Source organism: Kitasatospora sp. NPDC096147 (assembly GCF_044763225.1).
In the GTDB taxonomy this organism is placed as follows: Bacteria; Actinomycetota; Actinomycetes; order Streptomycetales; family Streptomycetaceae; genus Kitasatospora.
This window is the reverse complement of the sequence record NZ_JBIWFX010000004.1, coordinates 160,061-185,151: the sequence shown is the minus strand read 5'-3', so window position 1 is coordinate 185,151 and position 25,091 is coordinate 160,061. Positions and strand designations below refer to the sequence as shown.

The 25,091-nt window shown below is 74.5% G+C and carries 23 protein-coding genes and 1 pseudogene; 13 read left to right on the top strand and 11 right to left on the bottom strand.

Annotated features, from left to right (window positions below; translation table 11 throughout):
* Positions 1 to 52 precede the first annotated feature (52 nt).
* The 3 genes from ACIRBX_RS15005 to ACIRBX_RS14995 all read left to right on the top strand — a co-directional run bounded on the left by ACIRBX_RS15005 (position 53) and on the right by ACIRBX_RS14995 (position 4,049).
* Positions 53 to 1,423, top strand: coding sequence for a cytochrome P450 (locus ACIRBX_RS15005; protein WP_402296749.1), 1,371 nt, complete (start codon positions 53 to 55; stop codon positions 1,421 to 1,423).
* A 354-nt stretch (positions 1,424 to 1,777) separates the two neighbouring features.
* On the top strand, positions 1,778 to 2,344 hold the full coding sequence (locus tag ACIRBX_RS15000; protein ID WP_402296747.1) for a PadR family transcriptional regulator: 567 nt from the start codon (positions 1,778 to 1,780) through the stop codon (positions 2,342 to 2,344).
* 4 nt (positions 2,345 to 2,348) lie between these two features.
* The gene (locus tag ACIRBX_RS14995) at positions 2,349 to 4,049 is read left to right on the top strand and encodes an acyl-CoA dehydrogenase family protein (RefSeq protein WP_402296745.1); all 1,701 of its coding nucleotides are present in this window, start codon (positions 2,349 to 2,351) and stop codon (positions 4,047 to 4,049) included.
* 110 nt (positions 4,050 to 4,159) lie between these two features.
* On the opposite strand, the gene ACIRBX_RS14990 is transcribed toward ACIRBX_RS14995, so the two are convergent.
* On the bottom strand, positions 4,160 to 5,515 hold the full coding sequence (locus tag ACIRBX_RS14990) for a M28 family metallopeptidase (protein WP_402296744.1): 1,356 nt from the start codon (positions 5,513 to 5,515) through the stop codon (positions 4,160 to 4,162).
* Positions 5,516 to 5,831: 316 nt separating this feature from the next.
* Between ACIRBX_RS14990 and ACIRBX_RS14985 the strand changes: the two genes are divergently transcribed.
* Together ACIRBX_RS14985 and ACIRBX_RS14980 are read left to right on the top strand one after the other, a co-directional pair.
* Positions 5,832 to 7,634: a multicopper oxidase domain-containing protein gene (locus ACIRBX_RS14985; protein WP_402296742.1), complete on the top strand. Its 1,803-nt coding sequence runs from the start codon at positions 5,832 to 5,834 to the stop codon at positions 7,632 to 7,634.
* 141 nt (positions 7,635 to 7,775) lie between these two features.
* Positions 7,776 to 8,582, top strand: a complete 807-nt coding sequence (locus tag ACIRBX_RS14980) for an alpha/beta fold hydrolase (RefSeq protein WP_402296740.1) — start codon at positions 7,776 to 7,778, stop codon at positions 8,580 to 8,582.
* 76 nt (positions 8,583 to 8,658) lie between these two features.
* Here the strand turns inward: ACIRBX_RS14980 and ACIRBX_RS14975 are convergent, their stop codons facing one another.
* From ACIRBX_RS14975 to ACIRBX_RS14930, 10 genes are all read right to left on the bottom strand, one after another.
* Positions 8,659 to 8,865 (bottom strand): hypothetical protein, encoded by a 207-nt coding sequence (locus ACIRBX_RS14975; protein ID WP_402296738.1) that lies wholly within the window; start codon positions 8,863 to 8,865, stop codon positions 8,659 to 8,661.
* 224 nt (positions 8,866 to 9,089) lie between these two features.
* Entirely contained in the window at positions 9,090 to 11,102 is a 2,013-nt protein-coding gene (locus tag ACIRBX_RS14970) for a GAF domain-containing sensor histidine kinase (protein ID WP_402296736.1), read from the bottom strand.
* Positions 11,103 to 11,216: 114 nt separating this feature from the next.
* Positions 11,217 to 11,888, bottom strand: coding sequence for a response regulator (locus ACIRBX_RS14965; protein ID WP_402296734.1), 672 nt, complete (start codon positions 11,886 to 11,888; stop codon positions 11,217 to 11,219).
* 74 nt (positions 11,889 to 11,962) lie between these two features.
* Complete coding sequence (locus ACIRBX_RS14960) at positions 11,963 to 13,075, bottom strand: NAD(P)-dependent alcohol dehydrogenase (RefSeq protein WP_402296732.1); 1,113 nt, start codon at positions 13,073 to 13,075, stop codon at positions 11,963 to 11,965.
* Between the two features lie 3 nt (positions 13,076 to 13,078).
* A complete protein-coding gene (locus ACIRBX_RS14955) occupies positions 13,079 to 13,612 on the bottom strand; it encodes a VOC family protein (protein WP_402296730.1) in 534 nt (177 codons plus the stop codon).
* The gene (locus ACIRBX_RS14950) at positions 13,609 to 14,001 is read right to left on the bottom strand and encodes a hypothetical protein (protein WP_402296728.1); all 393 of its coding nucleotides are present in this window, start codon (positions 13,999 to 14,001) and stop codon (positions 13,609 to 13,611) included. Before ACIRBX_RS14950 ends, ACIRBX_RS14955 begins: the two co-directional genes overlap by 4 nt.
* A complete protein-coding gene (locus ACIRBX_RS14945) occupies positions 13,998 to 14,336 on the bottom strand; it encodes a hypothetical protein (RefSeq protein WP_402296726.1) in 339 nt (112 codons plus the stop codon). Before ACIRBX_RS14945 ends, ACIRBX_RS14950 begins: the two co-directional genes overlap by 4 nt.
* Before the next feature lie 102 nt (positions 14,337 to 14,438).
* Positions 14,439 to 14,837: a hypothetical protein gene (locus tag ACIRBX_RS14940; RefSeq protein WP_402296724.1), complete on the bottom strand. Its 399-nt coding sequence runs from the start codon at positions 14,835 to 14,837 to the stop codon at positions 14,439 to 14,441.
* Positions 14,834 to 15,598: a cupin domain-containing protein gene (locus tag ACIRBX_RS14935; RefSeq protein ID WP_402296722.1), complete on the bottom strand. Its 765-nt coding sequence runs from the start codon at positions 15,596 to 15,598 to the stop codon at positions 14,834 to 14,836. The genes ACIRBX_RS14940 and ACIRBX_RS14935 overlap by 4 nt, the downstream gene beginning before the upstream one ends.
* Entirely contained in the window at positions 15,583 to 16,755 is a 1,173-nt protein-coding gene (locus ACIRBX_RS14930) for a sedoheptulose 7-phosphate cyclase (protein ID WP_402296720.1), read from the bottom strand. Before ACIRBX_RS14930 ends, ACIRBX_RS14935 begins: the two co-directional genes overlap by 16 nt.
* 166 nt (positions 16,756 to 16,921) lie before the next feature.
* Here ACIRBX_RS14930 and ACIRBX_RS14925 point away from each other — a divergent pair.
* The 8 genes and pseudogenes from ACIRBX_RS14925 to ACIRBX_RS14890 all read left to right on the top strand — a co-directional run.
* Positions 16,922 to 17,539 (top strand): annotated as a pseudogene (locus ACIRBX_RS14925) (phosphoribosyltransferase); the annotation flags it as partial.
* Between the two features lie 231 nt (positions 17,540 to 17,770).
* On the top strand, positions 17,771 to 18,907 hold the full coding sequence (gene hppD / locus ACIRBX_RS14920) for a 4-hydroxyphenylpyruvate dioxygenase (protein ID WP_402297613.1): 1,137 nt from the start codon (positions 17,771 to 17,773) through the stop codon (positions 18,905 to 18,907).
* A 24-nt stretch (positions 18,908 to 18,931) separates the two neighbouring features.
* Entirely contained in the window at positions 18,932 to 20,128 is a 1,197-nt protein-coding gene (locus ACIRBX_RS14915; RefSeq protein WP_402296718.1) for a homogentisate 1,2-dioxygenase, read from the top strand.
* Complete coding sequence (locus ACIRBX_RS14910) at positions 20,125 to 20,889, top strand: hypothetical protein (protein ID WP_402296716.1); 765 nt, start codon at positions 20,125 to 20,127, stop codon at positions 20,887 to 20,889. Before ACIRBX_RS14915 ends, ACIRBX_RS14910 begins: the two co-directional genes overlap by 4 nt.
* Entirely contained in the window at positions 20,886 to 22,097 is a 1,212-nt protein-coding gene (gene fahA / locus ACIRBX_RS14905) for a fumarylacetoacetase (protein WP_402296714.1), read from the top strand. Before ACIRBX_RS14910 ends, fahA begins: the two co-directional genes overlap by 4 nt.
* A 106-nt stretch (positions 22,098 to 22,203) precedes the next feature.
* Positions 22,204 to 23,262, top strand: coding sequence for an enoyl-CoA hydratase/isomerase family protein (locus ACIRBX_RS14900; protein WP_402296712.1), 1,059 nt, complete (start codon positions 22,204 to 22,206; stop codon positions 23,260 to 23,262).
* Between the two features lie 44 nt (positions 23,263 to 23,306).
* The gene (locus ACIRBX_RS14895) at positions 23,307 to 24,092 is read left to right on the top strand and encodes a YqjF family protein (protein WP_402296711.1); all 786 of its coding nucleotides are present in this window, start codon (positions 23,307 to 23,309) and stop codon (positions 24,090 to 24,092) included.
* Positions 24,093 to 24,200: 108 nt separating this feature from the next.
* Complete coding sequence (locus ACIRBX_RS14890; RefSeq protein WP_402296709.1) at positions 24,201 to 25,031, top strand: hypothetical protein; 831 nt, start codon at positions 24,201 to 24,203, stop codon at positions 25,029 to 25,031.
* Positions 25,032 to 25,091 lie beyond the last annotated feature (60 nt).

Below are 25,091 nucleotides of genomic sequence, written 5' to 3'. Positions count from 1 at the left end.
TCACCGTCCGGCCCGGCTCCCCGCCCAGGGGGCCGGGCCGTGCCGCGTTCCGGTGCCGCTCGTTGGACGGGGTGTGGGTGCCTCTCCGTTCGTAGCCGGGCCGCGCGGGTGGCCGTTGGTCGGGTGCCTGCCCGCGTTCGGGCGGGATCCGCTGGGCTTCCTGGCGCGGCTGCACCGGGACCACGGGGACGCGGTGGTCTGGCGGCTCGGCCCCCTGCGCATCCTGTCGCTGGCCGATCCCGAGCGGATCGCCGAGGTCCTGGGATCACCGCTGGACCACGGGGTGCTGGACATCGGGTGGATGTTCCGCCAGTTGGTCGGCGACAGCGTGATCCGCAGCGAAGGGGCCGCCTGGCGGCGGCGCCGGGCGCTGGTGCAGCCGGCCGTGCGGCCGAACCGGGTGCGGGGGTTCGCCCCGGCCATGGCGGAGTGCGCGGCCGAGCACCTGGACGGCTGGACGGACGGTCAACGGGTGGACGTCCTGCGGGAGATGACCCTGCTCACCCAGCGGATCGCGGTGCGGACGCTGTTCGGCGCGGAGCCGGGTGCCCGGGCGGCGGCACTGGCCGGGGCGATGGCGGAGGCGGCGCACGAGATCGGGGTGGAGCTGCGCGGACCCGGGGTGCTGCTGCCCGGGTGGGTGCCGACGCCCGCGCGGCGGCGGATACGGCGGGCGGTCGGGGTGATCGACACCGAGCTGGGCGAGCTGGTCCGGGAGCGCGCACGGGAGGGGAGCGCCGACGACCTGGTCGGGAGGCTGCTGGCGGCCCGGGACACGGAGGGCAGGGCCCTGACGCCCCGTGAGGTGCGGGACGAGGCGGTGACGCTCTGGGCCGGCGGCCACGAGACGACGGCGACCGCGCTGACCTGGGCCTGGTGCCTGCTGGCCCGCTCGCCCGACGCACGGGACGCGCTCCACCGGGAGGTGGACGAGGTGCTGGGCGGCCGGGCGCCCGAACACGCCGACCACGACCGGCTCCCGTGGACCCGGCGGGTGGTCGAGGAGACGCTGCGGCTGCATCCGCCGGTCTGGCTGGTGCCGCCCCGGGTGGCGGTACCGGGCACCACGGTCGGCGGGCGGGCGGTACCGGTCGGGACGGCGATCTGGTGCAGCCCCTGGGTGACCCAGCGGGACGCCCGGTGGTTCCCCGACCCGCTCGCCTTCCGGCCCGAACGCTGGGGCACTCCGGACGCGGACGCGCGGGCCCACTTCCCGTTCGGCGCCGGCCGCCGCGCCTGCCTGGGCGCACGCTTCGCCCAGGTCGAACTGGTCCTGCTGCTGGCCGCCGTGGCCCAGCACTTCCACCTCGACGTCCGGGGCGGGATCCCACCCCCGCTCCCGGGCCTGGTCGCCCACCCGGCATCTCCGGTGACGGCCTTCCTGCGCCGCCGAGACCCGGCCCCGCACCGACCCGGCACCTGACGGACCACCAGAACACCGAGCCACCGACCGGGCAGGCCGCAGGCCCGCCACGGTGCCGGGCGCACCGCTGCCGGGCGCCCGCCTGCGGCGGCAGCCCCGCCCCGCGCGCGGAGCGGCGTGCACCGACCGGACCACCCACCACGGCGCAGCCGGGGCGCAGCCCACCCCGTCCCCTGCCGGACCGCTCTCGTCCCCCCACGGGCACCCCTCACCTGCTTCCCGCCCCGCCCGGTCCGCCCTCGGTCACCGCAAGCGCCTCGACCCACGCCTGCGAGCCCGCCGCAGGCGTGATCCGCGTCTCACCACGGCGCGGCGGCGTTGCCTATGCAACTCGTTGCATAGCAGGATGCGGTCATGGCACTGGAGCACGCGATCCTCGTCTCTCTGCTGGAGCAGCCCGGCTCCGGGTACGAGCTGGCCCGCCGGTTCGACCGTTCGATCGGGCGGTTCTGGACCGCGACGCACCAGCAGATCTACCGGGTGCTCCGCCGGATGGAGGCGGACGGGTGGATCACCGCGCAGGAGGTGCCGCAGGACGGACGGCCGGACAAGAAGGTCTACGCCGTCGCCGCCGACGGGCGGTCCGTGCTCGGGGACTGGCTGCGCGAGCCGGTCGAGCCGGAGACGGTGCGGCACGAGCTGGCGGTGAAGATCCGGGCGGCGGCCTTCGACGACCCGGCGGCGCTGGTCTCCGAGGTCGAGCGGCACCGCGCCGCGCACGCCGCCCTGCTGGAGCGCTACCTGACCGGCGAGCAGCGCGACTTCCCGAGCGACCCGGCGGACCAGAGTCCGCAGCAGCAGCTCCAGCACGTGGTGCTGCGCGGCGGCATCGAGTACGAGCGGATGACCCTCGCCTGGCTGGACGACGTCCTGGCCACCCTGCACCGACTCTCCGACCGACCCTCACCCCACAGGACCTGACGACATGCTGTTCAACCCGAGCACGTACGACCCGAAGCAGTTCGACGACACCACCCGCCGGCTGCTGCGCGCGACCGTGGACTGGTTCGAGTCGCGCGGCAAGAAGGCGCTGATCGACACCTACGTCGACCGCGCCTGGTACGGGGACTTCCTTGAGTTCGCCGCGAAGGAGGGCCTCTTCGCGGAGTTCCTGACCCCGTCCTCCGCCGACCCGGAGAAGCGCTGGGACACCGCCCGGATCGCCGAGCTGAACGAGATCCTGGGCTTCTACGGCCTCGGCTACTGGTACACCTGGCAGGTCACCATCCTCGGGCTCGGTCCGGTCTGGCAGAGCGAGAACGAGGCCGTCCGGGCCCGCGCCGCGAAGCTGCTGACGGAGGGTCACGTGATGGCCTTCGGGCTGTCCGAGCGCAGCCACGGCGCGGACATCTACTCCACCGACATGATCCTCACCCCGACCGCCGACGGCGGCTTCACCGCCACCGGGTCGAAGTACTACATCGGCAACGGCAACGTGGCCGGCCTGGTCTCGGTCTTCGGCCGCCGCTCGGACGTCGAGGGCCCGGAGGGGTACGTCTTCTTCGCCGCCGACTCCCGCCACCCCGCCTACCACCTCGTCAAGAACGTGGTGAACGCGCAGATGTACGTCTCCGAGTTCCGGCTGGAGGACTACCCCGTCCGGGCCGAGGACGTGCTGCACACCGGCAAGGCCGCCTTCGACGCCGCGCTGAACACGGTGAACGTCGGCAAGTTCAACCTCTGCACCGCCTCGGTCGGCATCTGCGAGCACGCGATGTACGAGGCCGTCACGCACGCCCACAACCGGGTGCTCTACGGCCGCAAGGTGACCGACTTCCCGCACGTGCGGCGGGAGTTGGCGGACGCCTTCCTCCGGCTCAACGCGATGAAGCTGTTCAGCTCGCGGGCGGTGGACTACTTCCGCACCGCCTCCGCCGAGGACCGCCGCTACCTGCTCTTCAACCCGATGACCAAGATGAAGGTCACCACGGAGGGCGAGAAGGTCATCGACCTGATGTGGGACGTCATCGCGGCCAAGGGCTTCGAGGCGGACACCTACTTCGACAAGGCCGCCAAGGACATCCGGGGCCTGCCGAAGCTGGAGGGCACCGTCCACGTCAACCTGGCGCTGATCCTCAAGTTCATGGCCAACTACCTGTTCGCTCCCGCCGAGTACGCTCCGGTGCCGAGCCGGCCGGACGCCGCCGACGACGCGTTCCTGTTCCGTCAGGGCCCGGCCCGCGGCCTGGGCGCGATCCGCTTCCACGACTGGCGGACCGCCTACGACGCGCACGCCCACCTGCCGAACGTGGCGCGCTTCCGCGAGCAGGCCGACGGCCTGTGCGCGCTGCTGCTGGAGCACGCGCCGACCGCCGAGCAGGCCCAGGACCTGGACTTCCTGCTGGAGATCGGCCAGCTGTTCGCGCTGGTGGTCTACGGTCACCTGGTGCTGGAGCAGGCCGAGTTGACCGGTACCGAGGCCGACGTGCTGGACGGGATCTTCGACGTCCTGGTCCGGGACTTCTCCGCGCACGCCACCGAGCTGCACGGCAAGACCTCGACCAGCGAGGCACAGGCCGCCTGGGCGCTCACCCAGGTGCGCCGCCCGGTGGCGGACGCCGAGCGCGACGCCGCCGTCTGGGCCCGGGTCGAGGCGCTCTCCGGCGCGTACGAGATGCGGCCGTAGGGCCCCAACAGCGGGTGCGGGCCCCGGCTTTCACGCCCCGGGGCCCGCACCTCTCACCTGTCCTCCACGGCCTCAGGAGCCGTTCGGGAAGCTCAGCAGGTCAGGTCAGGTCAGAAGGTCAGCTTCCAGCTGTTGATGTAGCCGGTGTCCTGCGCGGCGATGTCCTGGACCTTGAGCTTCCAGACGCCGTTGGCGACCTCGCTGGAGGCGTTCACCGTGTAGTCCGCGATCACGTTGTCGGCCGAGTCGTTGGTGCTGGAGTTCTTCAACCGGTAGGCGGAGCCGTCGGGGGCCACCAGGTCGATCACCAGGTCGCCCCGGTAGGTGTGCCGGATGTCGACGCTGACCTTGAGGGCGGCGGGGGCGTTGCCGGTGACGCCGCTGACGGTGACCGAGGAGGTCACGGCCGCGCCGTTGTCGGGGATCTGCACGTCGGCGGTGTTCTCGAAGACCGTGCCGGGCTGCGGCGGGGCCTCGGTGCCCAGCGCCCAGACGGCGTAGGCGATGGAGTCGCTGCCCCGGTCCAGCGCGGTGTCGTTGATGTTCGCGCTGGTGTCGCAGGAGGCGTGGTAGCAGGCGTCGAAGGCCCGGCCCGAGGTGCCGCCCCACTTGGCGGCCTGGGCGGCCGTCTTGGTCTCGTCGCCGCCGGTGTACAGACCGCCGACCTTGATGCCGACGTTCTTGAACGGCGCGTGGTCGGAGCGGCCGTCGCCGTTGGTCTCGATCTCGGTCGGCACGTTGACACTGGCGAAGTAGCTCTTCAGCACGCCTTCGAGCTTGGAGTCGTCGTCGTAGACGAAGTAGCCCGGGTTCGGCGACCCGATCATGTCGAAGTTCATGTAGGCGTCGATCTTCGCCCGCTCGGCGGTGGGCAGGTTGTTGACGTAGTACTTGGAGCCGATCATGCCCAGCTCCTCCGCCCCCCACCAGCCGAACCGCAGGTGCTTGGTGGGCTGGAGGCCCGCCCGGGAGACGGCCAGCGCGGCCTCCAGGACACCGGCCGTGCCGGAGCCGTTGTCGTTGATGCCCGGGCCGGCCGTCACCGAGTCCAGGTGGGCGCCGGTGAACACCACGTGGTTGGTGTCACCGCCCGGCCAGTCGGCGATCAGGTTGTAGCCGGTGGCGCCGCTGCTGGTGAAGGTCTGCACGGTGGTGGTGAAGCCGGCCGCGTCCAGCTTGCCCTTGACGTAGTCGAGCGAGGCCTTGAAGCCGGGCCGGCCGTGGGCGCGGTTGCCGCCGTTGGCGGTGGCGATGGACTGGAGCTGGGCGATGTGCGCCTTCACGTTCGCCACCGGGATGTCCGGGGCCGCCAGGGGCACCGCGACCGGCGCGGGTGCCGGGGCGGCCTGGGCGAGTGCGGCGGGCACCAGGAAGCCGGCGGTCAGGGTGACGGCGGCGACGGTCGCAAGGGCGGAGCGGTGCAGGCGGGATCGCCGCGGGGCACGCTGCTCGGCATGCTGGGACAAGGGGAGCTCCAGATTCTGGTGGGGCAGAACGGAACGTACGTGGGCAGCCGGGACCGTGTCGGCCCGGCGAGGGTGTGCTGACGTGCCCATGATGATTGGGTGAAGGGCAAGAGCGCGTCAAGGGGTTCAACATCCGTGCCTGGCAAGGCCCCTGACGGTTCGCGGACCGTCCGCGCACGGAGCAGGCAAGATGACACGGGGCGGCAACACCGGTGACACGGGAGGCCACCGGGACCGCACCGGGACGGCTGCCTCATGCGGCCGGGACCACGGGGACGCGACGGTGGGGGCACACCGACCACCCCGGAGGCCGACCGTGCCCGCATCCACCCCGCCCCCGACCGCCGACCTGACCAAGTTCCTCGACCCGCTGCGCATCCCCGCGGTGCTGCGCCCGGGCCCGGACGGGGAGTTGACCGTCCGCCAGGTGTCGGCCGAGGTCCGGCTGCACTCCCAGCTGCCGCCCACCCCGATGTGGACCTACGAGGGCACCTTCCCCGGCCCGACCATCGAGGTGCGGCGCGGGCAGCGCCTCCGGGTGGACTGGCAGAACCGGGTCTCCACCCCGTACCCGGCCCTGGTGGGCCACGTCCCGCAGATCACCGCGCCGCCGGCCGAGAACGTGCCGGGCATCGATCCGGCGCTGCTCAACCCCGACGGCCCGAAGCTGCCGCCCTGGCTGGTGGTGCACCTGCACGGCGCGGTCACCGACGGCGGCCACGACGGCTGGACGGACAACGCGGTGCACGCCGGCCGCTCCCAGCTCTCCGAGTACCCGAACGACCAGCCCGCGATGACGCTCTGGTACCACGACCACGCGATGGGCGTGACCCGGCTCAACGTGCTGGCCGGCCTGGCCGGGATGTACCTGGTGCGGGACGAGGAGGAGGACCGACTGCGGCTCCCCTCGGGCGAGTTCGAGGTGCCGCTGGTGCTCTGCGACCGCAACCTCGCCACCACCCCCGACGGCGCCCCGACCGGGCAGCTGCTGCACAAGACCGTCGGCCCGCTGCCGTACTGCGGGCGCTACACCCTGGTGAACGGCGTGATCTGGCCGCACCACCCGGTGCAGCCGCGCTGGTACCGCTTCCGGGTGCTGAACGCGGCCAACTCCCGCCCCTACCGGCTGCACCTGGTGGACGAGGCGAACCAGCGGGTGCCCGGGGTGGTCTGGCAGATCGGCAGCGACGCGGGGCTGTTCGGCACCCCCGTGCCGGTCGGCGGCACCGGGCTGAGCCTGGCCCCGGCCGAACGGGCCGACCTGCTGGTCGACTTCACCGCCCTGGCCGGGCGCACCCTGCGGCTGGTCAACTCCGCCCCGGCCCCCGCCGAGGGCACGCCGATCGGCGAGACCGACCCGGTCGGCGTGCCGGACCCGGCGCACCGGCTGCCGGACCCGGAGGTGATGGAGTTCCGGGTGGCCCCACCGGCCGACTGCGCCGAACCGTTCGCGCTGCCCGCCGTGGTCTCGCCGAGCTTCCGGCGGCTCAGCCACGACGACATCCCGCACGACCACGGGCACCGGATGCTGATGATCCACCAGACCCCGGAGACCATGTTCGAGTTCTGGGAGATGGAGCAGGTGCCGGAGGCCGAGGTGCCGCCGGCCGGCACCCTGCGGGACGGGCTGGTGCAGCTCCGGCAGGCGGGCCGGCCGACCGCCACCTACCGGCGGGTGGCCCGGGAGTTCAACGACCGGCTCAACTGGCGGGTGATGGAGGACGCCTGGGAGCAGTGGACCATCGTCAACCTGGCACCGCTGGCGCTGCACCCGGTGCACATCCACCTGATCCGGTTCCAGATCCTCACCCGGGCCGCCTGCGACACCTCGGCCATGGACCGGACGGCTGGCGGCACGCCGGTCGGGCGCCCGGTGACCTGGGACACCCCTGCGGTGATCGCCGCCGCCGAGCAGGGCTGGAAGGACACCGTGACCGTCGCCCCCGGCGAACTCGTCCGGGTGGCCGGACAGTTCACCGGCGCCACCGGCAAGTACATGTACCACTGCCACATCCTGGACCACGAGGACGACGGCATGATGCGGCCCTTCACCGTCTCCCCGATGGCCGTGATGGCGCTCGACCCGAGCATGGGCCCGATGCCCGGCCACGGCCACTGATCCGCACCCGCCCGCACCTCGGCCCCGGGATCCCCCCGGGGGCCGGGGTACGGGCGTGCCCGGAATTCGCCGGCCGTCGCGGCCGTGGTTCTGCTCAGCTTGCCCGGCCGATCTTCCGAACGATCCCGATCGGAGCAGGACATGACGACCGATCAGAACCTCCTGGTGCCCGTCCCCGGCGGCGAGCTGTTCAGCACCCGGACCGGGGCCGGCCCGGACCTGGTGCTGCTCGACGCCGGCTCGGTGGACCTGCGGATGTGGGAGGGGAACCTCCCCACGCTCACCCCGCACCACCGGGTGACTAGGTACGACGACCGCCCGGTCGGCCGCCGCTCCTCCCGGGCCACCACGCACTGGTCGTTCACCGGGGACCTGCCGGCCGTGCTGGACACCCACGGGATCGGGCGGGCCACCCTGGTCGGTGCCTCCGACGGCGGCCGGAAGGCGCTGGACTTCGCGGTGGCCCACCCCGAGCGGGTCGAGCGCCTGGTGCTGGTCGGCACCGCGACCGAGCTGCCCGACCCCACCCCGGCCGAACGGGCCGACCTGGACGCCGTGCTGGCGGCCCTGCTGCCGCGCACCGAGGCCGTCGAGCGGGGCGACCTGGCCGCCGCCGCCCTGATCGACCTCGACGTCCGGGCCCCTCGCGCCGACCCGGCCGCCCGGGCCCGGCCGGCCGAGCTCTACGCGGACTCCCCCGACTTCCTGCTCGGCACCCCGGCCGAACCGCTCTCCCCGGCCCGCCCCGGCATCGCCCGGCCGGCCGAGGTGACCGCTCCGACCCTCGCCGTGGTCGGGGAGCACGACATCCCCTTCGCCCGGCGCTGCGCGGCCCGGATCGCGGCGGGGGTCCCCGGCGCCGAGCTGGTCACCGTGCCGGGCGGCGACCACTTCCTCGACTTCTCCCGGCCGGACCGGTTCGCCGCACTGGTGCTGGGCCCGCGCTGAGCCCGGACGGCGGAAGGCCCGGACAGCGGAAGGCCCGGCCGGGGGCTGCCCGGCCGGGCTCGGTGCTGACGGGGTCTCAGAGCGAACGGGAGGTGCCGGTCAGGGCCGGTTCCTCGTCCGGCTCCGGGGCCGGCTCCGGCTCCTCCTCGGATCCGTTCTTCCTCGGCTTGCGGGGCTTGCCGGGGAAGCAGGTGATCCGCAGCGGCCGGTACGTGGCCGGACCGGTGGTCGGTGCGGGCCGCTGCCCGGGCACCTTCGGCCGGGTACGCGCGACTGTGGTCATGGGATCGCCTCCGGTGTGACGGCCCGCCGGGGTGCGGGCTCTGCCACCACTCTCCGACCGGGCCGGTCCCGTCCGCATGAGCCCCTGGTCCCCGCCCGGTCCCGGGACCCTCGCACCCGGCCCGGCGGCCCAGCGGCCCGGCCGGACGGCAGCGTCCCGAACAGCAGCGGCCCGGCCGGATGGCAGCATCCCGGACCGCAGCGGCCCGGCCGGACGGCGGCGGCTCAGCCGTGCGAGCGCGGGAAGACCGCCCGCACCCGGGCGCCGCCGGAGTCGTTCACGGCGGTGAAGCTGCCGCCCAGCTCCTCGGCCCGCTCGGCCATCGAGCGCAGGCCGACCCCGGCGGTGGAGCGGTGGCCGGGGAAGCCGGCCCCGTCGTCCACCGCCTCGACGGTGACCTCCTCCGGACCGACCCGCAGGCTGAGCCGGGCCGAGGTGGCCCCGGCGTGCCGCACCACGTTGTTCAGCGCCTCGCCGCTGATCCGGTAGACCGCCACCTCGACGGCGGCGGGCAGCGGCGGCAGTGGGTCCGGGTCCAGCTCCAGGGTGACCCGCAGCGCCCGGTGGCCCAGGCCCTCGGCCAGCCCGCGCAGTGCCCCGGCCAGACCCTCGCCGTCCAGCGCGGCGGGTGCCAACCCGTCGGTGATCCGGCGCAGTTCGGTGATCGCGGAGCCGATCCCGGCCGAGGCGGCGGTGAGCGACCCCGCGGCGGCCGAGCCGGGCTCCAGACCGGTCTGCGCCGCGTCCACCTGGAGCCGCAGGCCGGAGAGGGCCGGACCGAGACCGTCGTGCAGGTCGTGCCGCAGCCGCCGGCGCTCCTCCTCCCGGGCCAGCACGATCCGCTTGCGGCTGTCCTGGAGGTCCTCGTACAGGCCGACCGAGGCGATGGCGGGCGAGGCCTGGTCGGCCAGCAGCCGGAGCAGCTCGCGGTCCTGCCGGTCCAGCTCGCGCTGCCCCGAGCGCGGAGGGACCGTCAGGTGCCCGATCACCGCGCCCTCGTAGCTCAGCGGAAAGCTTTCGGCAGCCGGCCCGAGCTCGCCCAGCCCGGCCAGCTCCCGGGCGCCCGCCCTGGTCTCCACCTGCACCCGGGCTCCGGGCAGGCCAAGCGCCTCCACCACCGTCCGGCAGAGCAGCGGCGGGGCCTCGGCCGGGCTGACGGTGTGGCTCATCCGCTCGGCCAGACTGCGCACCAGCTGGTACGGCTGGGCCCGTTCGCCGTAGTAGTACTGGTCGACCAGCCGGGTGACGAAGTGGGCCGCCGGGTGCAGCAGCGCGCCGAGGGCGCCGACGCTGAGCAGCAGGGCCCAGCGGGCGGCGGGCGAGCCGCCGGGGAGCAGCAGTTGGGCCAGCGCGGCGGCGGCCGTCACCGCCACGAACAGCAGCGTGCCGAAGGCGTACCCGGCCAGGTAGCGGCGGGTGGCCCGGTCCAGGCCGAGCGAGTGGTCCCGCCGCAGGGCGGCGGCCGGCACCAGGGCCCAGGTCACCACGCCGACCGCGAAGGTGGCGTACACCAGCCAGTCGGCCCGGTAGTCCAGGTAGTACGGGACGGTGACCAGCAGGTTCCAGATCAGGTAGGCGGCGACCAGCTCGCGCTGGTACGGGCGCGGCCCGGGCGAGCGGGCCCAGCGGACCGCCGCGACCAGCAGGGCCAGACCGGTGGCGGCGGCCAGCACGTGGTACGAGACGGCCAGGCCGAACCACCCGTCCAGCCAGGCGTTCAGCGCGCTGCCGGCCAGCGGGTTGGGGCGGCCGTAGAACTCGTCGCTCAGGCAGGTGTTGACCATGCCGAGCGGCAGGGCGAGCAGGACCACCACCGGCAGTGCCCAGCGCGCGGCGGGGGGCAGCCGGAGGTCGGGCAGCCAGAGCGGCAGGGCGATCAGCACGGCGACGAAGCAGACCTCCGAGGCGTACACCACGGCTGTCACCAGCCACATCGCGGACGGCCCGGCCCCGGCCAGCCCGGCCAGCAGCTTGGCCGCCGTCCCGACCGGGATCAGCAGGCCGGTGGCGAGCAGCAGGGCGCCGAGGCCGGAGGCGGTGCGGTTCAGCACCAGGGCCAGCCCGGAGAGCGCGAAGGTGAGCCCGAAGGCGACCCAGCCGGCGTCGTAGAGGTACTCCTCGGTGAAGCCCCGCCCGGGGTTGGCGATCGCCAGCGCGGCCCACAGCAGGGCCGCCAGCAGGGCGAGCCCGGACCCGGCGAGGGCCCGGGCGGTACGGGTGGTCTCCGGTTGGCTCATCGGCTGTGCTCCTCGCCCTGGCCGAGTGGGATGCCCATGCTCCCCCGGCCGTTGTCCCGACCGCACGGGACGCCGGTCCCGTCCTGGCCCCGACCCGCCGGTCCCGAGCCCCCGTCAGTCGTCGCCCAGGCCCATGTCCCGGGCCCGGGCCACCGCCTCGGCCCGGGTGGCGACGTGCAGCTTCTCGAAGATGTGCGTCACGTGGTTGCGCACCGTCTTCTCCGCCACCACCAGCTCGCGGGCGATCCGCCGGTTGTCCAGCCCCTTGGCCACCAGGTTGAGCACCTCGGCCTCCCGGGCGGTCAGGGTCGGGAAGAGCTGCCCGGCCTCGCGCAGCTTGGTGCCGGCCAGCAGCGCGGTGATCCGGGCCGCGATGTCCGAGCCGAAGACCGCCCCGCCGGCCGCCACCGTGCGGACGGCGTGCAGCACCTCGTCCCGCCCGGAGCCCTTCACCAGGTAGCCCCGGGCCCCGGCCTGGAGGGCGGCCAGCAGGCTGCCGTCGTCGTCGGCCATGGTCAGCATCAGCACGGGGGCGGTCGGCGTCGAGGTGGCCAGTTGCCGGGCCGCCTCCAGACCGGAGCCGTCCGGCAGCGAGAGGTCCAGCACCACCACGTCGGGCAGGCAGTCGGCGACCGCGCCGGGGACGGCGGCCACCGTCTCGGCCTCGCCGACCACCTCGATGCCCTCGGCGCTCTGCAGCGCGGCCCTCAACCCCTCCCGGAAGAGGGGGTGGTCATCGACGATCAGTACACGCACCGCACCGGCGTCCCTCTGCTGCTCATCCACCCGGCCGACACTACCAGTGGCGAATGTATGACTTAGCGTGACATGCGGGCGCCGGTGCCGGGGTTGACGGCGGGTCAGTCCATCACCAGCACCGGCTTGACCGCCCCGCCCGCCTGCCCGGCCGCCGCCGCCCGCTCCACCTCGGCGAACGGGTAGGTCCGCACCAGCCGGTCCACCGGCAGCCGGCCGGCCAGGTGCAGGTCCACCAGTGCGGGCAGGAATCGCCCGGGCAGGCTCGCCCCCTGGTTGACGCCGACGATCACCGGGGTGCGGTCCAGCAGGGCCGAGACGTCCAGGCCGAGCTCGCTGCCCCGGGGCGGGGCGCCGACCACCGCGCAGGTGCCGCCGACGGCCAGCGAGCGGACGGCGGCGGCGAGCGCGGCCAGGCTCCCGCTGGTCTCCAGCACGCACTCGGCGCCCCGCCCGGCGGTCAACTCCCGGACGGCCTCGGCCGGATCGCCCGCGCCGGCGTCCACCACCGCCGTGGCGCCGAGCTCTCGGGCCAGCGCCAGCCGCTCCGGCCGGACGTCCACCGCGATCAGCCCGGTGGCCGGGCTGAGCCGCGCCGCCAGCAGCGCCGCCAGGCCGACCGCCCCGGCGCCGTACACCACCAGGGTCCAACCCGGCTTCGGGCGCAGCACGTTGAGGACCGCCCCGGCGCCCGTCTGCACCCCGCAGCCGAACGGCGCGAGCCGCTCGGGCGGCACCCCGTCGGGCACCGGGATCGCGTTCCGCGCGGTGACCAGGGCGTGGGTGGCGAAGCAGGACTGGCCGAAGAAGTGCCCGTGCAGCGGGGAGCCGTCGGCCGCCCGCAGGGTCGGGCTGCCGTCCGCCCGGGCTCCGCCGAACAGGTTGAGCCGGGGCCAGTGCTCGCAGCGGATCGGCTGCGCGGTACGGCAGTTCGGGCACCTGCCGCAGGAGGTGAAGGTGAGCACCACCGGCTGCCCCGGCCGCAGCCCGGTCACCGAGCGGCCGATCCGCTCGACCACGCCGGTGCCCTCGTGGCCCAGCACGGCCGGCAGCGGCACGGGGGTGTGCCCGGCCCGGGCGCTCAGGTCGGTGTGGCAGATGCCGGCGGCGGTGATCCGCACCAGCACCTCCTCCGGCCGGGGCTCGTCCAGCAGCACCGGCTCCAGCCGGAAGGGTGCACCGGGACCGCGGACGACGGCAGCGGTGGCGCTGATCATCGGTCAACTCCATTCACCGGTCGGGCAGTAGAGCCGGGCCTCGGTCTCCCGTTCGTACGGCAGACCGGGCGGCAGGTCGATCAGCTCCAGCTGGAGGCCCCAGGGGGCGCGGAAGTAGACCCAGCGGTCGCCGTCGATCGGACCGCCGTCGGCGACCGTCTCGGGCTCGCCCATCACCTCCACCCCGCGCGAGCGCAGGTAGGCGGCGGCGGCGTCCACGTCGGCCACCGCGATGGCCAGGTGGTGGCCGCCCCAGTCGCTGTTGCGGGGCTGCGCGCGGCGCTGGTCCGGGGCCCGGTACTCGAAGAGTTCGAGGTTGGTGACCGGCCCGAACCGCAGCATCGCGATCCACGCCACCGCCCTCGGGTGGACGCCGAGTTGACGCTCCATCCAGCCGCCGTCCGGGTCCTGGACCGGGCCGGTGCGGTAGACCGGCTCGGCGCCCAGCACCTCGGTGAAGAAGGCGACCGCCTGCTCCAGGTCGGGGACGGTGAGGGCGAGGTGGTGGACGGCCCGGGCACCGGGGATGCCGCTCACGGCCGGACGGCCTTCCGCAGGCGCGGGCGGCGCTTCGGCCGGGCCGGGGTGCCCAGCGTGAGGCAGAGCAGCTCGGCCCCGAGCGGCCCGGCCCGCAGGGCGAGGTCCTGGCCGGCCGGGACCAGCAGCAGGTCACCGGCGTCGGCCAGGTGGCGGGCACCACCGGGGTGCTGGTCGGCGAGGACCGGGCCGCGCAGCACGTACCAGGCGCCCTCGGTCTCCCGGCGGCCCGGGCGGCGGTGGGTGGCGCCGGGGCTGAGCCGCAGGTGCTCGAAGGACTCGCAGTCGGCCCGGACCAGGTCGCGGCGGGCCAGGCAGGAGACCCGGGTGCGTGCGCTGCCGGGGCCGACCACGGTCATCGCGGCGGCGGAGGCAGTGGTGACGATCATCGGGGTTCGCCTCCCGGATCGGAGGGGACGGGCGGGACGGACAGCACGGCGTGGAAGTACTCCAGACCGGAGTCGCCCGCCGCCAGGGTGAGTTCGCCGCCGAGCGGCAGGGTGACGGCGGTGCCCTCGGCCAGCGGCACCTCGGTGTCCGGGGTGGCCGCCGTGCCGGAGCCGGCGGTGATGTAGAGGGTGTGCTCGACGCCGTCCGAGGTGAGCCGGATCGCGTCGCCCGGGTCGAGCCAGGAGAGCCCGACACCGCGCAGCGGTCCGGTGAGCACCCGGCCGGGGTCGACGGCGCGGCCCCGGTGGAGGGCGGTGATCGCGGTGCTGGTCATCTCGGACGCTCCTCGTTCGTTCCTGATGCTTCGACGATGGCCCGCCCGCCGTCCCGGGCGGTAGGGCGCGGAGTCCCGTTCCGGCCCGGGCCGGTCCCGGGTTCACCCCTTCCGCACCAGCAAGTCGGGCCTGCGGGAGGGGAGTTCGCCGCTGACGGTGGCCGGGGTGACGGTCAGGCAGAGCAGCTCGGCACCGAGCGGCCCGCCGTGCAGGTGCACCCGGCCGCCCTCGGGGGCGAGCAGCAGATCGCCCTCGGTGAGGGTGCGCAGCGGCTGCTCGGGGCAGTCCAGCAGGGCGACCGGACCGCGCAGCACGTACCAGGCGGCCTCGGTGGCGGCCCGGCCGGTGAGGTCGTAGCAGGCGCCGGGGCTGAGCCGGACGTGCTCGACCGCCTCGGTCTCGCTGTGCAGCATGCCCCGGCGGGCCAGGCAGCGGGTGCGGACCCGCTGGGTGCCGGGGCCCAGGTGCACGGCGGCGTGGGTGGTGTCGCTGACGATCATTCGGCTGCGCCTCCTCCGGAGGGCGGTGCCACGGCGAGCACCGCGTGGACGTACTCCAGCCCGTCATGGCCGGCCGTGAAGGCCGCCGAGGTGCCGAGCGGGAGGGTGACGGACCGTCCGGGCTCCATCGGGACCCGGACCTCCCCGGCGGCGGCCCGGCCCCGGCCGGCCGTCACGAAGACGGTGTGCTCGACGCCGTCGGCCGCCAGTTCGACCCGGGCGCCCGGCGCCAGCCGGACCGCCTCCAGGCGGATCAGCGGCCCGGTGAGCACCACGCCGGGGTCGATCGGGCCGACCCGGCGGAGGTTGGTGACCACCGCGTGCCGCATGATCGGCACGCGGGGGCGCGGGAAGGGGGCGGGCGGCCCGACGGGGCGCGCGTCCTGGTGGTCGTGGGAGTGGGGTCGGGCGGGCATCTCGATCACCAGCCAGTCCAGCGCTTCGGCCCCGGTGTTCCGCAGGCCGTGCGTGGTGCCGAGACCGGTGAGGACGACGTCTCCGGCCTCGACGGGGTGGGGGTGGCCGTCGAGCGTGATCTCGCCGCGGCCGGTGAGGAGGACGTAGACCTCCTCGGTCCTGGTGTGCAGGTGCTCACCGCTGACCCCGCCGGGCGGCAGTCTGGCCCACTCGACGGCCTCCCAGCCGCCGTGCAGTCCGGCCCGCCGGGCCAGGCAGGTCCAGTGGGTGAGCCCGTGGGTGCCGTGCACACCGTGCACGTCGGCCGGCCCCCGGGTGTCGGCCACGATCACCGCGCTGCGCATGCCAGTTCCTCCAGTTCGGCGGCGGCCGAGGCGATCTCGGCGGCCGTGACGTCGTCGGCGAAGCAACCGGCGCCGATGCCGACCGGGAGCGGGAAGCGCTGCCGCCCGTCCCGGTGCCGGACGGTGTCGGCCAGCGCGTCGGCCAGCGTCGCCTCGTCCAACAGCGGGTGCCAGAGCGGCAGTCGGAGCTTGCGCATGACGCCCAGCACCCGGTCCTGCTGGGCCGGCTCGACCAGTCCCCTCCGCCGGGCGAGCACGGTGGTGAGCGCCATGTCGAGGCAGACCGCCTCGCCGTGCAGGAGCTCGGGCAGCGCGCGCATCTCCACCGTCGGGCTGAACGAGTGCCCGTAGTCCATCGCGCGCTCCAGGCGGTGCTCCCAGAGGTTGGGCTGGAGCTCCTGGAGCATCCCGTGCACCGCCCTGGTCAGCACCTCGCCGCCCGGGGTCGGGCCCTGGAAGCGCTGCTCGATCAGCGCCTCGCCGGTGGAGTCCAGGAGTTCGAACAGCCGCCGGTCCTTGATCAGGGCGACCTTGAGGATCTCGGCCAGCCCGTTGCTGAGGTGGCGGCCGTCCAGGGTGGCCAGGAAGGCCGGGTCCAGCAGGGTGGCCACCGCCGGGTGGTAGGTGCCGAGCCGGTTCTTGTGCGGGCCGAAGTTGACCCCGGTCTTCGCCCCGACGCCCGCGTCGACCAGGCCGATCAGCGTGGTCGGCACCCGGACGAAGGGGGTGGAGCGCCGGTACAGGCTGCAGGCCAGCCCGACCACGTCCATCAGCACGCCGCCGCCCATCGCGATCACCGGCTCGTGCCGCCGGGAGACGCCGAAGCGGTCCATCCGCTCGGCCACCCGGAAGACCGACTCCATGGTCTTCACCTCCTCGTGGGCCGGCAGCACGCAGAGCGCCGCCTCCAGCCCACGGGCGTCGAAGTAGGCCCGGACGCGGTCCCCGTACAGCCAGTGCACGGTCTCCTCGACCACCACCAGGCGGCGCCCGGGGGTGGCTCCGGCACGGGCCAGCGCGGGGTTGGCCGGGCCGAGGATCTGCGGGGTGAAGGCCACCCGGTAGGTGACCGGCAGGGCGGTGGTGACGGTCCAGGCGTTGACCGGCTCGCCGGTGGTGAACAGGCCGTGCGCGGGGGTGTTGGTCTTGGCGGCCACGGGTGGCCTCCCTCGTTCCGTTCTCGATTCGGAGCTCCAAGGTCCCCGGCCTGCCGTCCCGGGCGCACGGGTGCTGCGCCACCATCCGGTCCCGGTCGCGGCCGGGCCGCGTCCCGGCCCCGGCCCGGGACCTGCGGACGTACGGTGGGGACGGGAGGCGGGACACGTGCACTTCACCGACCGCGGGGACGCCGGGCGGCGGCTGGCCGCCCGGCTCGGGCCGCGCCCGGGGGTGCTGGTGGCCGGGCTGCCGCGCGGCGGGGTGCCGGTGGCGGCCGAGGTGGCCGCCGCGCTCGGGGCTCCGCTGGACGTCTGCGTGGTGCGCAAGCTGGGGGTGCCCTGGCAGCCGGAGCTGGCGATGGGCGCGATCGGCGAGGACGGCGCCCTGGTGCTGGACCGGCGGGTGATCGCGGCCGGCGGGGTGACGGAGGCTCAACTCGCCGCCGTGGTCCGGGCCGAGCGCGCCGAGCTGGCCCGGCGGACCGCCCGGTACCGGGGCGGGCGCCCGCCGCTGCCGCCGGCCGGGCGCACCGTGATCGTGGTGGACGACGGCCTGGCCACCGGCTCGACCGCCCGGGCCGCCTGCCGGACGCTCCGTCAGCGCGGGGCGGCCGGGCTGGTGTTGGCCGTCCCGGTGGCCCCGGCCGGCTGGCGGGCCGAGCTGGCCGGGGAGGCGGACGAGCTGGTCTGCGTGCACGAGCCGGCCGACTTCGGCGCGGTCGGCGCGTTCTACGCCGACTTCGGCCAGACGGCGGACCGCGAGGTCCTGGAGATCCTGACCAGGGGACCCTAACCTTCAGCTGCTGGGCAATCTGTCCAGCACCACGGGTGGACCGCTGCCCATCTTGTACACATTGAGCAGGCCGGAAGCGACCTGTTGCCCAACCGACCGGACGGGAGCAAGCTCAGCGCACCGCATGCCTCGACGTGGAGGAAACCACCCATGACCACCAACGCCGTTGAACTGACCCCCGAGGAGCTGGAGGCCGGCCTCGACGCGGAGCAGCTCCGCCGCCTGGTCGGTCTGGTCGAGCACGACGCCGCCGGTGACCCCTTCCCGGTGACCGCGCAGGACGCGGTCATCTTCGTGGTGGGCAACGCCACCCAGACGGCGCAGTTCTACCAGGCCGTGTTCGGCATGGAGCTGGTCGCGTACTCCGGCCCGGAGACCGGCCGCCGCGACCGCAAGGCGTTCGTGCTGCGCTCCGGCTCCTGCCGGTTCGTCATCAAGGGCGGCGTCTCCCCGGACAGCCCGCTGCTGGACCACCACCGCCGCCACGGGGACGGCGTGGTCGACCTCGCCCTCGAGGTGCCGGACGTGGACAAGTGCATCGCGCACGCCCGGGCCCAGGGCGCCACCGTGCTGGAGGAGCCGAACGACGTCTCGGACGAGAACGGCACCGTGCGCCGCGCCGCCATCGCCACCTACGGCGAGACCCGGCACACCCTGATCGACCGCTCCCGCTACCAGGGCCCGTACCTGCCCGGCTTCGTCGCCGCGCAGACCCGGGTGCAGCGCCCGGAGGGCCACCCCAAGCGCCTGTTCCAGGCCCTGGACCACGCGGTGGGCAACGTCGAACTCGGCAAGATGGACGAGTGGGTGGCGTTCTACAACCGGGTCATGGGCTTCGAGAACATGGCCGAGTTCGTCGGCGACGACATCGCCACCGAGTACTCGGCGCTGATGAGCAAGGTGGTCGCCAGCGGCAACCACCGGGTGAAGTTCCCGCTGAACGAGCCGGCCATCGCCAAGAAGAAGTCGCAGATCGACGAGTACCTGGAGTTCTACGGCGGCCCGGGCTGCCAGCACCTGGCGCTGGCCACCAACGACATCCTGACCACCGTCGACATCCTGCGCTCCAACGGCGTGGAGTTCCTCTCCACCCCGGACTCGTACTACGACGACCCGGAGCTGCGCGAGCGGATCGGCAAGGTCCGCGTCCCGGTCGAGGAGCTGAAGAAGCGCGGCATCCTGGTGGACCGCGACGAGGACGGCTACCTGCTGCAGATCTTCACCAAGCCGCAGGGCGACCGGCCGACGGTGTTCTTCGAGTTCATCGAGCGGCACGGTTCGCTGGGCTTCGGGAAGGGCAACTTCAAGGCGCTCTTCGAGTCCCTGGAGCGCGAGCAGGACATCCGCGGGAACCTCTGAGACCGGCCCAGGAGGAGCAGGACGATGGCGCACTACCGGCAGCTCGGCAGCATCCCGCCGAAGCGGCACACCCAGCACCGCACGCCCGAAGGGGCGCTGTACTACGAGGAGTTGATGGGTGAGGAGGGGTTCTCCTCGGACTCCTCGCTGCTCTACCACAAGGGCATCCCGTCCGCGATCACGGACGCCGCCCCGTGGGAGCTGCCGGACCAGTCCACCACGGCCAACCTGCCCCTGCTGCCCCGCCACCTGAAGCTCCACGCGCTGTTCCCGGGCGAGGAGTGGAAGGACGTCGACGCCGTCGCCGGGCGCCGTCTGGTGCTCGGCAACGGCGACGTGCGGATCTCCTACGTGGCGGCCGGCGCACCCAGCGAGCTGTACCGCAACGGGCTCGGCGACGAGTGCGTCTACGTGGAGTCCGGCACCGGCGTGCTGGAGACGGTCTTCGGCTCGCTGGAGGTCGGCGAGGGGGACTACGTCATCATCCCCCGCGCCACCACGCACCGCTGGGTCCCCACCGGGGACGCCCCGCTGCGTGCCTACTGCATCGAGGCGAACAGCCACATCACCCCGCCCAAGCGCTACCTGTCCCGCTTCGGCCAGCTGCTGGAGCACGCTCCGTACTGCGAGCGCGACCTGCGCGGCCCGGTCGGCCCGCTGCTGGCCGAGCAGGACGGCCCGGTGGACGTGCTGGTCAAGCACCGGGGCCCGCAGGGCGTGGTGGGCACCCGCTACACCGTGCCGCACCACCCGTTCGACGTGGTCGGCTGGGACGGCTGCCTCTACCCGTACGCGCTGAACATCAAGGACTACGAGCCGATCACCGGCCGGATCCACCAGCCGCCGCCGGCCCACCAGGTCTTCGAGGGCCACAACTTCGTGATCTGCAACTTCGTGCCGCGCAAGGTGGACTACCACCCGCTCTCCATCCCGGTGCCGTACTACCACGCCAACGTCGACAGCGACGAGGTGATGTTCTACTGCGGCGGGAACTACGAGGCCCGCAAGGGCTCGGGGATCGGCCAGGGCTCGATCTCGCTGCACCCCGGCGGCCACACCCACGGGCCGCAGCCGGGCGCCTACGAGCGCTCGATCGGCGCGGAGTTCTTCGACGAGCTGGCGGTCATGGTGGACACCTTCCGCCCGCTGGAGCTCGGCGAGGGCGGCACCGCGACCGACGACGGGGCGTACGCCTGGACCTGGTCGGGGGGCCGCAAGTGACCCTGCCCGCGCTGTTCCTGGGGCTCTTCGACGACGCCTCGGTCTTCCCGCCGGGGGACCTGCCGCTGGGCGAGGCGGTGCCCGCCCACCACGGGCACCGCTCCGCCTGGTACGCACCCGCCGTCGGCCCGTTCCTGGTCGGGGCCGGCCGGGCCGGTGAACTCTCCGCGCTGCGGCCGGAGTTCCCCGTCGCCCTGGTGCTGGCGCCGGGCACGGCGGAGTACCGACCGGTGGCCGGGCTGGACGTCACCGGGGTCGAGGTGGCCGCCGCCGAGCTGCCGGCCGGCCTCCCGTCCGGTCTGGTCGCCGCGCTCGAACTCCCGCCGGGCGAGCTGCTGTTCAAGCAGCTCGACCAGCTGGCGGGCACCCGGCACCGGGCCAAGTTCCGCACCGGCGGGCTGGCTGCGGAGGCCTTCCCGACCGAGCCCGAGCTGGCCGCCTTCCTGGCCGGCTGCGCCGAGCGGGGCATCCCGTACAAGCTCACCGCCGGGCTGCACCACGCCGTCCGGCACACCGACCCGACGACCGGCTTCGAGCACCACGGCTTCCTCAACGTGCTGCTCGCCGCCGCCGATCCGGACCGCGCCGCCGACTACCTCGCCGAGCGGTCGGGGGGCCGCCTCGCCGACGCCGCACGGCAGTTGACCGATCGGCAGATCGCCACCGCCCGCCGATCGTTCACCGCCTTCGGCACCTGCTCCATCGCCGAGCCGCTCGCCGACCTGGCCGAGCTCGGCCTGCTCACCCGGGAGAAGTCTTGACCAGCTGGCTCGCCTCCGCGCAGGATTCGCCGTTCGGCCTGCACAACCTGCCCTACGGCGTCTTCTCGACCGCCGAGGAGCCCGGCCGCCGCCGGATCGGCGTCCGGGTCGGCGACGCGGTCCTGGACGCCGGGGCCGCCGCCTCGGCGGCCGGGGAGCCGTCCGAGCTGCTGGAGGCGGCGAACCTCAACCCGCTGCTGGCGGCCGGGCGTCCGGCCTGGACCGCGACCCGCGCCTCGCTCACCCGCTGGCTGACCGACGAGTCCCACCGGGAGGCGCTCACCCCGCACCTGCACCCGGCCGACGCGGTGACCCTGCACCTGCCGTTCGAGGTGGCCGACTACGTCGACTTCTACGCCTCCGAGCACCACGCCACCAACCTGGGCCGGATCTTCCGCCCCGGCACCGAGCCGCTCACCCCCAACTGGAAGCACCTGCCGATCGGTTACCACGGCCGCTCCGGCTCGATCGTGGTCTCCGGCACCGACGTGGCCCGCCCGCACGGCCAGCGCAAGGCCCCCGCCGACGAGCTGCCGTCCTTCGGCCCGAGCCGCCGCCTGGACATCGAGGCCGAGGTCGCCTTCGTGGTCGGCGCCGGCTCCGAGCTCGGCACACCGGTCTCCCAGGCCGACTTCCGCGAGCACGTGTTCGGCGTCTGCCTGCTCAACGACTGGTCCTCCCGGGACATCCAGGCCTGGGAGTACGTGCCGCTCGGCCCGTTCCTCGGCAAGTCCTTCGCCACCTCGCTCTCCCCCTGGGTGGTCCCGCTGGACGCCCTGGAGGCGGCCCGGGTCGCCCCGCCCGCCCGGGACTTCGAGCTGCTCCCCTACCTGGCCGACGTCGAGGGCGAGCCCTGGGGCCTGGACATCGCGCTGACGGTCCGTCTGAACGGGCAGGTGATCTCCCGCCCGCCGTTCGCCGGGATGTACTGGACCGCCGCCCAGCAGCTGGCCCACATGACCGTCAACGGCGCCTCGCTGCGCCCCGGCGACCTGTTCGCCTCCGGCACCGTCTCCGGCGAGGAGCGGGAGACCCGGGGCGCCCTGATCGAGCTCACCTGGAACGGCCAGGAGCCGGTCAAGCTGGCCGACGGCACCACCCGGACCTTCCTGGAGGACGGCGACACCGTCACCATCTCCGGCACCGCCCCGGGCCCCGACGGCACCGTGGTCTCCTTCGGCGAGGTCACCGGCCGGATCGTCCCGTAGCACCCGCACCGCCGGTGCCCCGCCCACTCGGGCGGGGCACCGGCGCGTCCGCCTGCGATGATCCCTGGGGCGACCGGAACGACGACGAACGGAGAGTGCGCTCCACATGGCGACGACGACGGATGTGCTGATGGCCCGGGACGGCCGGGCCGGGCGGATCATGCTGAACCGGCCCCGGGCGCTCAACGCGCTCACCCACGGGATGCTGCTCGCGGTCCGCGACCGGCTGACCGCCTGGGCCGAGGACGACGGGATCGCGACGGTGGTGCTGACCGGGACGGGCGAGCGCGGCCTGTGCGCGGGCGCGGACATCCGGGCGCTGCACGACGACGCCAAGCTCGGCGGCGCCGGGGCCCGGGCCTTCTTCCGGGACGAGTACCTGACCAACCACCTGATCTCCCGCTACCCCAAGCCCTACGTGGCCGTGATGGACGGCATCACCATGGGCGGCGGGGTCGGGCTCTCGGTGCACGGCAGCGTCCGGGTGGTCAGCGAGCGGACCACGGTGGCGATGCCGGAGACCAGGATCGGCCTGGTGCCGGACGTCGGCGGCAGCCTGCTGCTGGCCCGCGCCCCCGGCGAGCTGGGCACCCACCTCGCCCTCACCGCCGCCTCGATGGGCCCGGGCGACGCCCTGCTCTGCGGCTTCGCCGACCACTTCGTACCGGGCACGGCGCTGGCCGCCTTCACCGCCGCGCTCTCCACCGCCACCCCGGCCGAGGCGCTGGCCGCCCACGCCACCGAGGCCCCGGCGGCCGGCCTGGCCGCACACCGGGAGTGGATCGACCGCTGCTACGCCGCCGACACGGTGGAGGAGGTCCTCGACCGCCTGGACGCCGAGGGCACCCCCGAGGCCAAGGAGGCGGCCGAGCAGATCCGGGCCAAGTCGCCCACCATGCTCAAGGTCACCCTGGCCGCCCTGCGCCGGGCCCGCACCCACCACGCGCTGGCCGAGACCCTCGACCAGGAGTACCGGATCTCCTGCACCGCCCTCACCACCCCCGACCTGGTCGAGGGCATCCGCGCCCAGGTGGTCGACAAGGACCGCAACCCGCGGTGGCACCCCGCCGACCTGGCCGGGGTGACGGACGCTCAGGTCGCCGCCTTCTTCGCCCCGCGCCCCGGCGACGAGCTCGGCCTCGGCCTCGGCCTCGGCGGGAGCTGACACCCCGGCCGGGGCGGCGGCGTAAGGCCCGCTAGCGTCGTGGCATGGCCGTCCTGGAGCCCGTCACGCCGCACCCGCCCCGGACCGTGGGGCCGACCCTGCTCACCCAGTCCTGGCTGGACCTGACCTTCGTGCACTGGGCCGTGGAGCCGGCGCTGGTGGCGCCGCTGCTACCCGCCGGGACCCGGCCGGACGAGTTCGAGGGGAAGACCTACGTCGGGCTGGTGGCCTTCCGGATGGACCGGGTCGGCTGGCTCAACCTGCCCGGGGTGCCGTACTTCGGCTCCTTCCCGGAGACCAACGTCCGGCTGTACTCGGTGGACGCCGAGGGCCGCCGGGGCGTGGTCTTCCGCTCGCTGGAGGCCACCCGGCTGGCCCCGGTGCTGGCCGCCCGGCTGGGGTTCAAGCTGCCGTACGTCTGGGCCAGGATGACGGTGGAGCACGCGCGCGGGACCATCCGCTACACCAGCCGGCGCCGCTGGCCCGGCCCGGTCGGGGCGCGCTGCCGGCTGCGGGCCGAGATCGGCGGGCGGATCACCGAGCCGACCGCGCTGGAGCACTTCCTGACGGCCCGTTGGGGCCTGCACAACACCGTCGGCGGCCGACTGCGCTACCTGCCCAACATCCACCCCCGCTGGCCGCTGCACCGGGCCCGGCTGCTGGACCTGGACGAGGACCTGCTGAGCGCGGCCGGCCTGCCCGGCGTCGGCGGCGAGCCGGACAGCGTGCTCTACTCCCCGGGCGTCCCGGTCCGCTTCGGCCGCCCGGCCCGGTACGGCGCCCCGACCCGGTACGGCGCCCCGGCCCGGTTCGGCAGCCCGGCCCGCTGAGCCCGCACCGCCCACGGCCGGCCCGGCGCCGCCGTGGCGCGTTGCCTCCCGGCCCCCGGCGGTCTTGACTGGACGTGCGCACACGTCCCGTCCAGCCTGGGAGGCAGCATGAGCTCGGGCCACGCGATGCCGGGCAAGGCCGACTTCGCCGCCGCGTACGCCGGGCCGGACCCGCGCGGGTACTTCCGGACGCTCGGCCCGTACGAGTACCTCACGCCGCACCACGCCCAGCGGGTGTTCCGGCTGCTGACCGCCGCCCGGGCCCCGCGGGCGGTGCTGGACCTGTGCTGCTCCTACGGGGTGAACGCGGCGCTGCTGAACCACCAGCTCACCCTCACCGACCTCTACCACCGCTACACCGACCCGGCCCTGGACGGCTTCCCCGGCGCCGAACTCACCCTCCGGGACCGGCAGTTCTACGCGGCCCGGCGCCGCCCCGACGCGGTCCCGGTGGTCGGCCTGGACGTGGCCGCCGCCCCGGTGGAGTACGCCCGGCGGGCCGGGCTGCTGGCGGCCGGCTTCGCGGAGAACCTGGAGCGGGCCGCGCCCTCCGCCGCCCTGCGCGCGCTGCTGCCGGACGTCGGCCTGGTGACCGTCACCGGCGGCATCGGCTACGTCTCCGAGCGGAGCTTCGACCACCTGCTGGCCGGCTGCCCCGCACCGCCCTGGGTGGCCGCCTTCGCCCTGCGGGCGGTCCCGTACGGGCCGGTGGCCGGAGTGCTGGCGGAGTACGGGCTGGTGACCGAGCGGGCCGACGGGACCTTCCCGCAGCGCCGCTTCACCGGGCCCCAGGAGCGGGACGGCGCGGTGCGGGCGGCGGTGGCGGCGGGGCTGGACCCGGCCGGGCTGGAGGCGGAGGGCTGGTACCACGCGGTGCTGTACGTCTCCCGGCCGGCCGCGCAGGTGACGGCCCGTCCGCTGGCCACCCTGCTGCGCTGATCCGCACCCGGCCGTCGCCCCCGACACGTGATCATCGTCTCGGATCGCGAGACTGGTGCG

Bases quoted from the DNA above. Each gene is read 5' to 3' on its own strand.
- ACIRBX_RS14940 (WP_402296724.1), bottom strand. From the start codon at position 14,837: ATGATCGTCAGCGACACCACCCACGCCGCCGTGCACCTGGGCCCCGGC.
- ACIRBX_RS14890 (WP_402296709.1), top strand. From the start codon at position 24,201: ATGAGCTCGGGCCACGCGATGCCGGGCAAGGCCGACTTCGCCGCCGCG.
- ACIRBX_RS14960 (WP_402296732.1), bottom strand. From the start codon at position 13,075: ATGATCAGCGCCACCGCTGCCGTCGTCCGCGGTCCCGGTGCACCCTTC.
- ACIRBX_RS14900 (WP_402296712.1), top strand. From the start codon at position 22,204: ATGGCGACGACGACGGATGTGCTGATGGCCCGGGACGGCCGGGCCGGG.
- ACIRBX_RS14970 (WP_402296736.1), bottom strand. From the start codon at position 11,102: ATGAGCCAACCGGAGACCACCCGTACCGCCCGGGCCCTCGCCGGGTCC.
- ACIRBX_RS14915 (WP_402296718.1), top strand. From the start codon at position 18,932: ATGGCGCACTACCGGCAGCTCGGCAGCATCCCGCCGAAGCGGCACACC.
- ACIRBX_RS14950 (WP_402296728.1), bottom strand. From the start codon at position 14,001: ATGATCGTCACCACTGCCTCCGCCGCCGCGATGACCGTGGTCGGCCCC.
- ACIRBX_RS14895 (WP_402296711.1), top strand. From the start codon at position 23,307: ATGGCCGTCCTGGAGCCCGTCACGCCGCACCCGCCCCGGACCGTGGGG.
- ACIRBX_RS14935 (WP_402296722.1), bottom strand. From the start codon at position 15,598: ATGCGCAGCGCGGTGATCGTGGCCGACACCCGGGGGCCGGCCGACGTG.
- ACIRBX_RS14980 (WP_402296740.1), top strand. From the start codon at position 7,776: ATGACGACCGATCAGAACCTCCTGGTGCCCGTCCCCGGCGGCGAGCTG.
- ACIRBX_RS14975 (WP_402296738.1), bottom strand. From the start codon at position 8,865: ATGACCACAGTCGCGCGTACCCGGCCGAAGGTGCCCGGGCAGCGGCCC.
- ACIRBX_RS15000 (WP_402296747.1), top strand. From the start codon at position 1,778: ATGGCACTGGAGCACGCGATCCTCGTCTCTCTGCTGGAGCAGCCCGGC.
- ACIRBX_RS14995 (WP_402296745.1), top strand. From the start codon at position 2,349: ATGCTGTTCAACCCGAGCACGTACGACCCGAAGCAGTTCGACGACACC.
- ACIRBX_RS14945 (WP_402296726.1), bottom strand. From the start codon at position 14,336: ATGACCAGCACCGCGATCACCGCCCTCCACCGGGGCCGCGCCGTCGAC.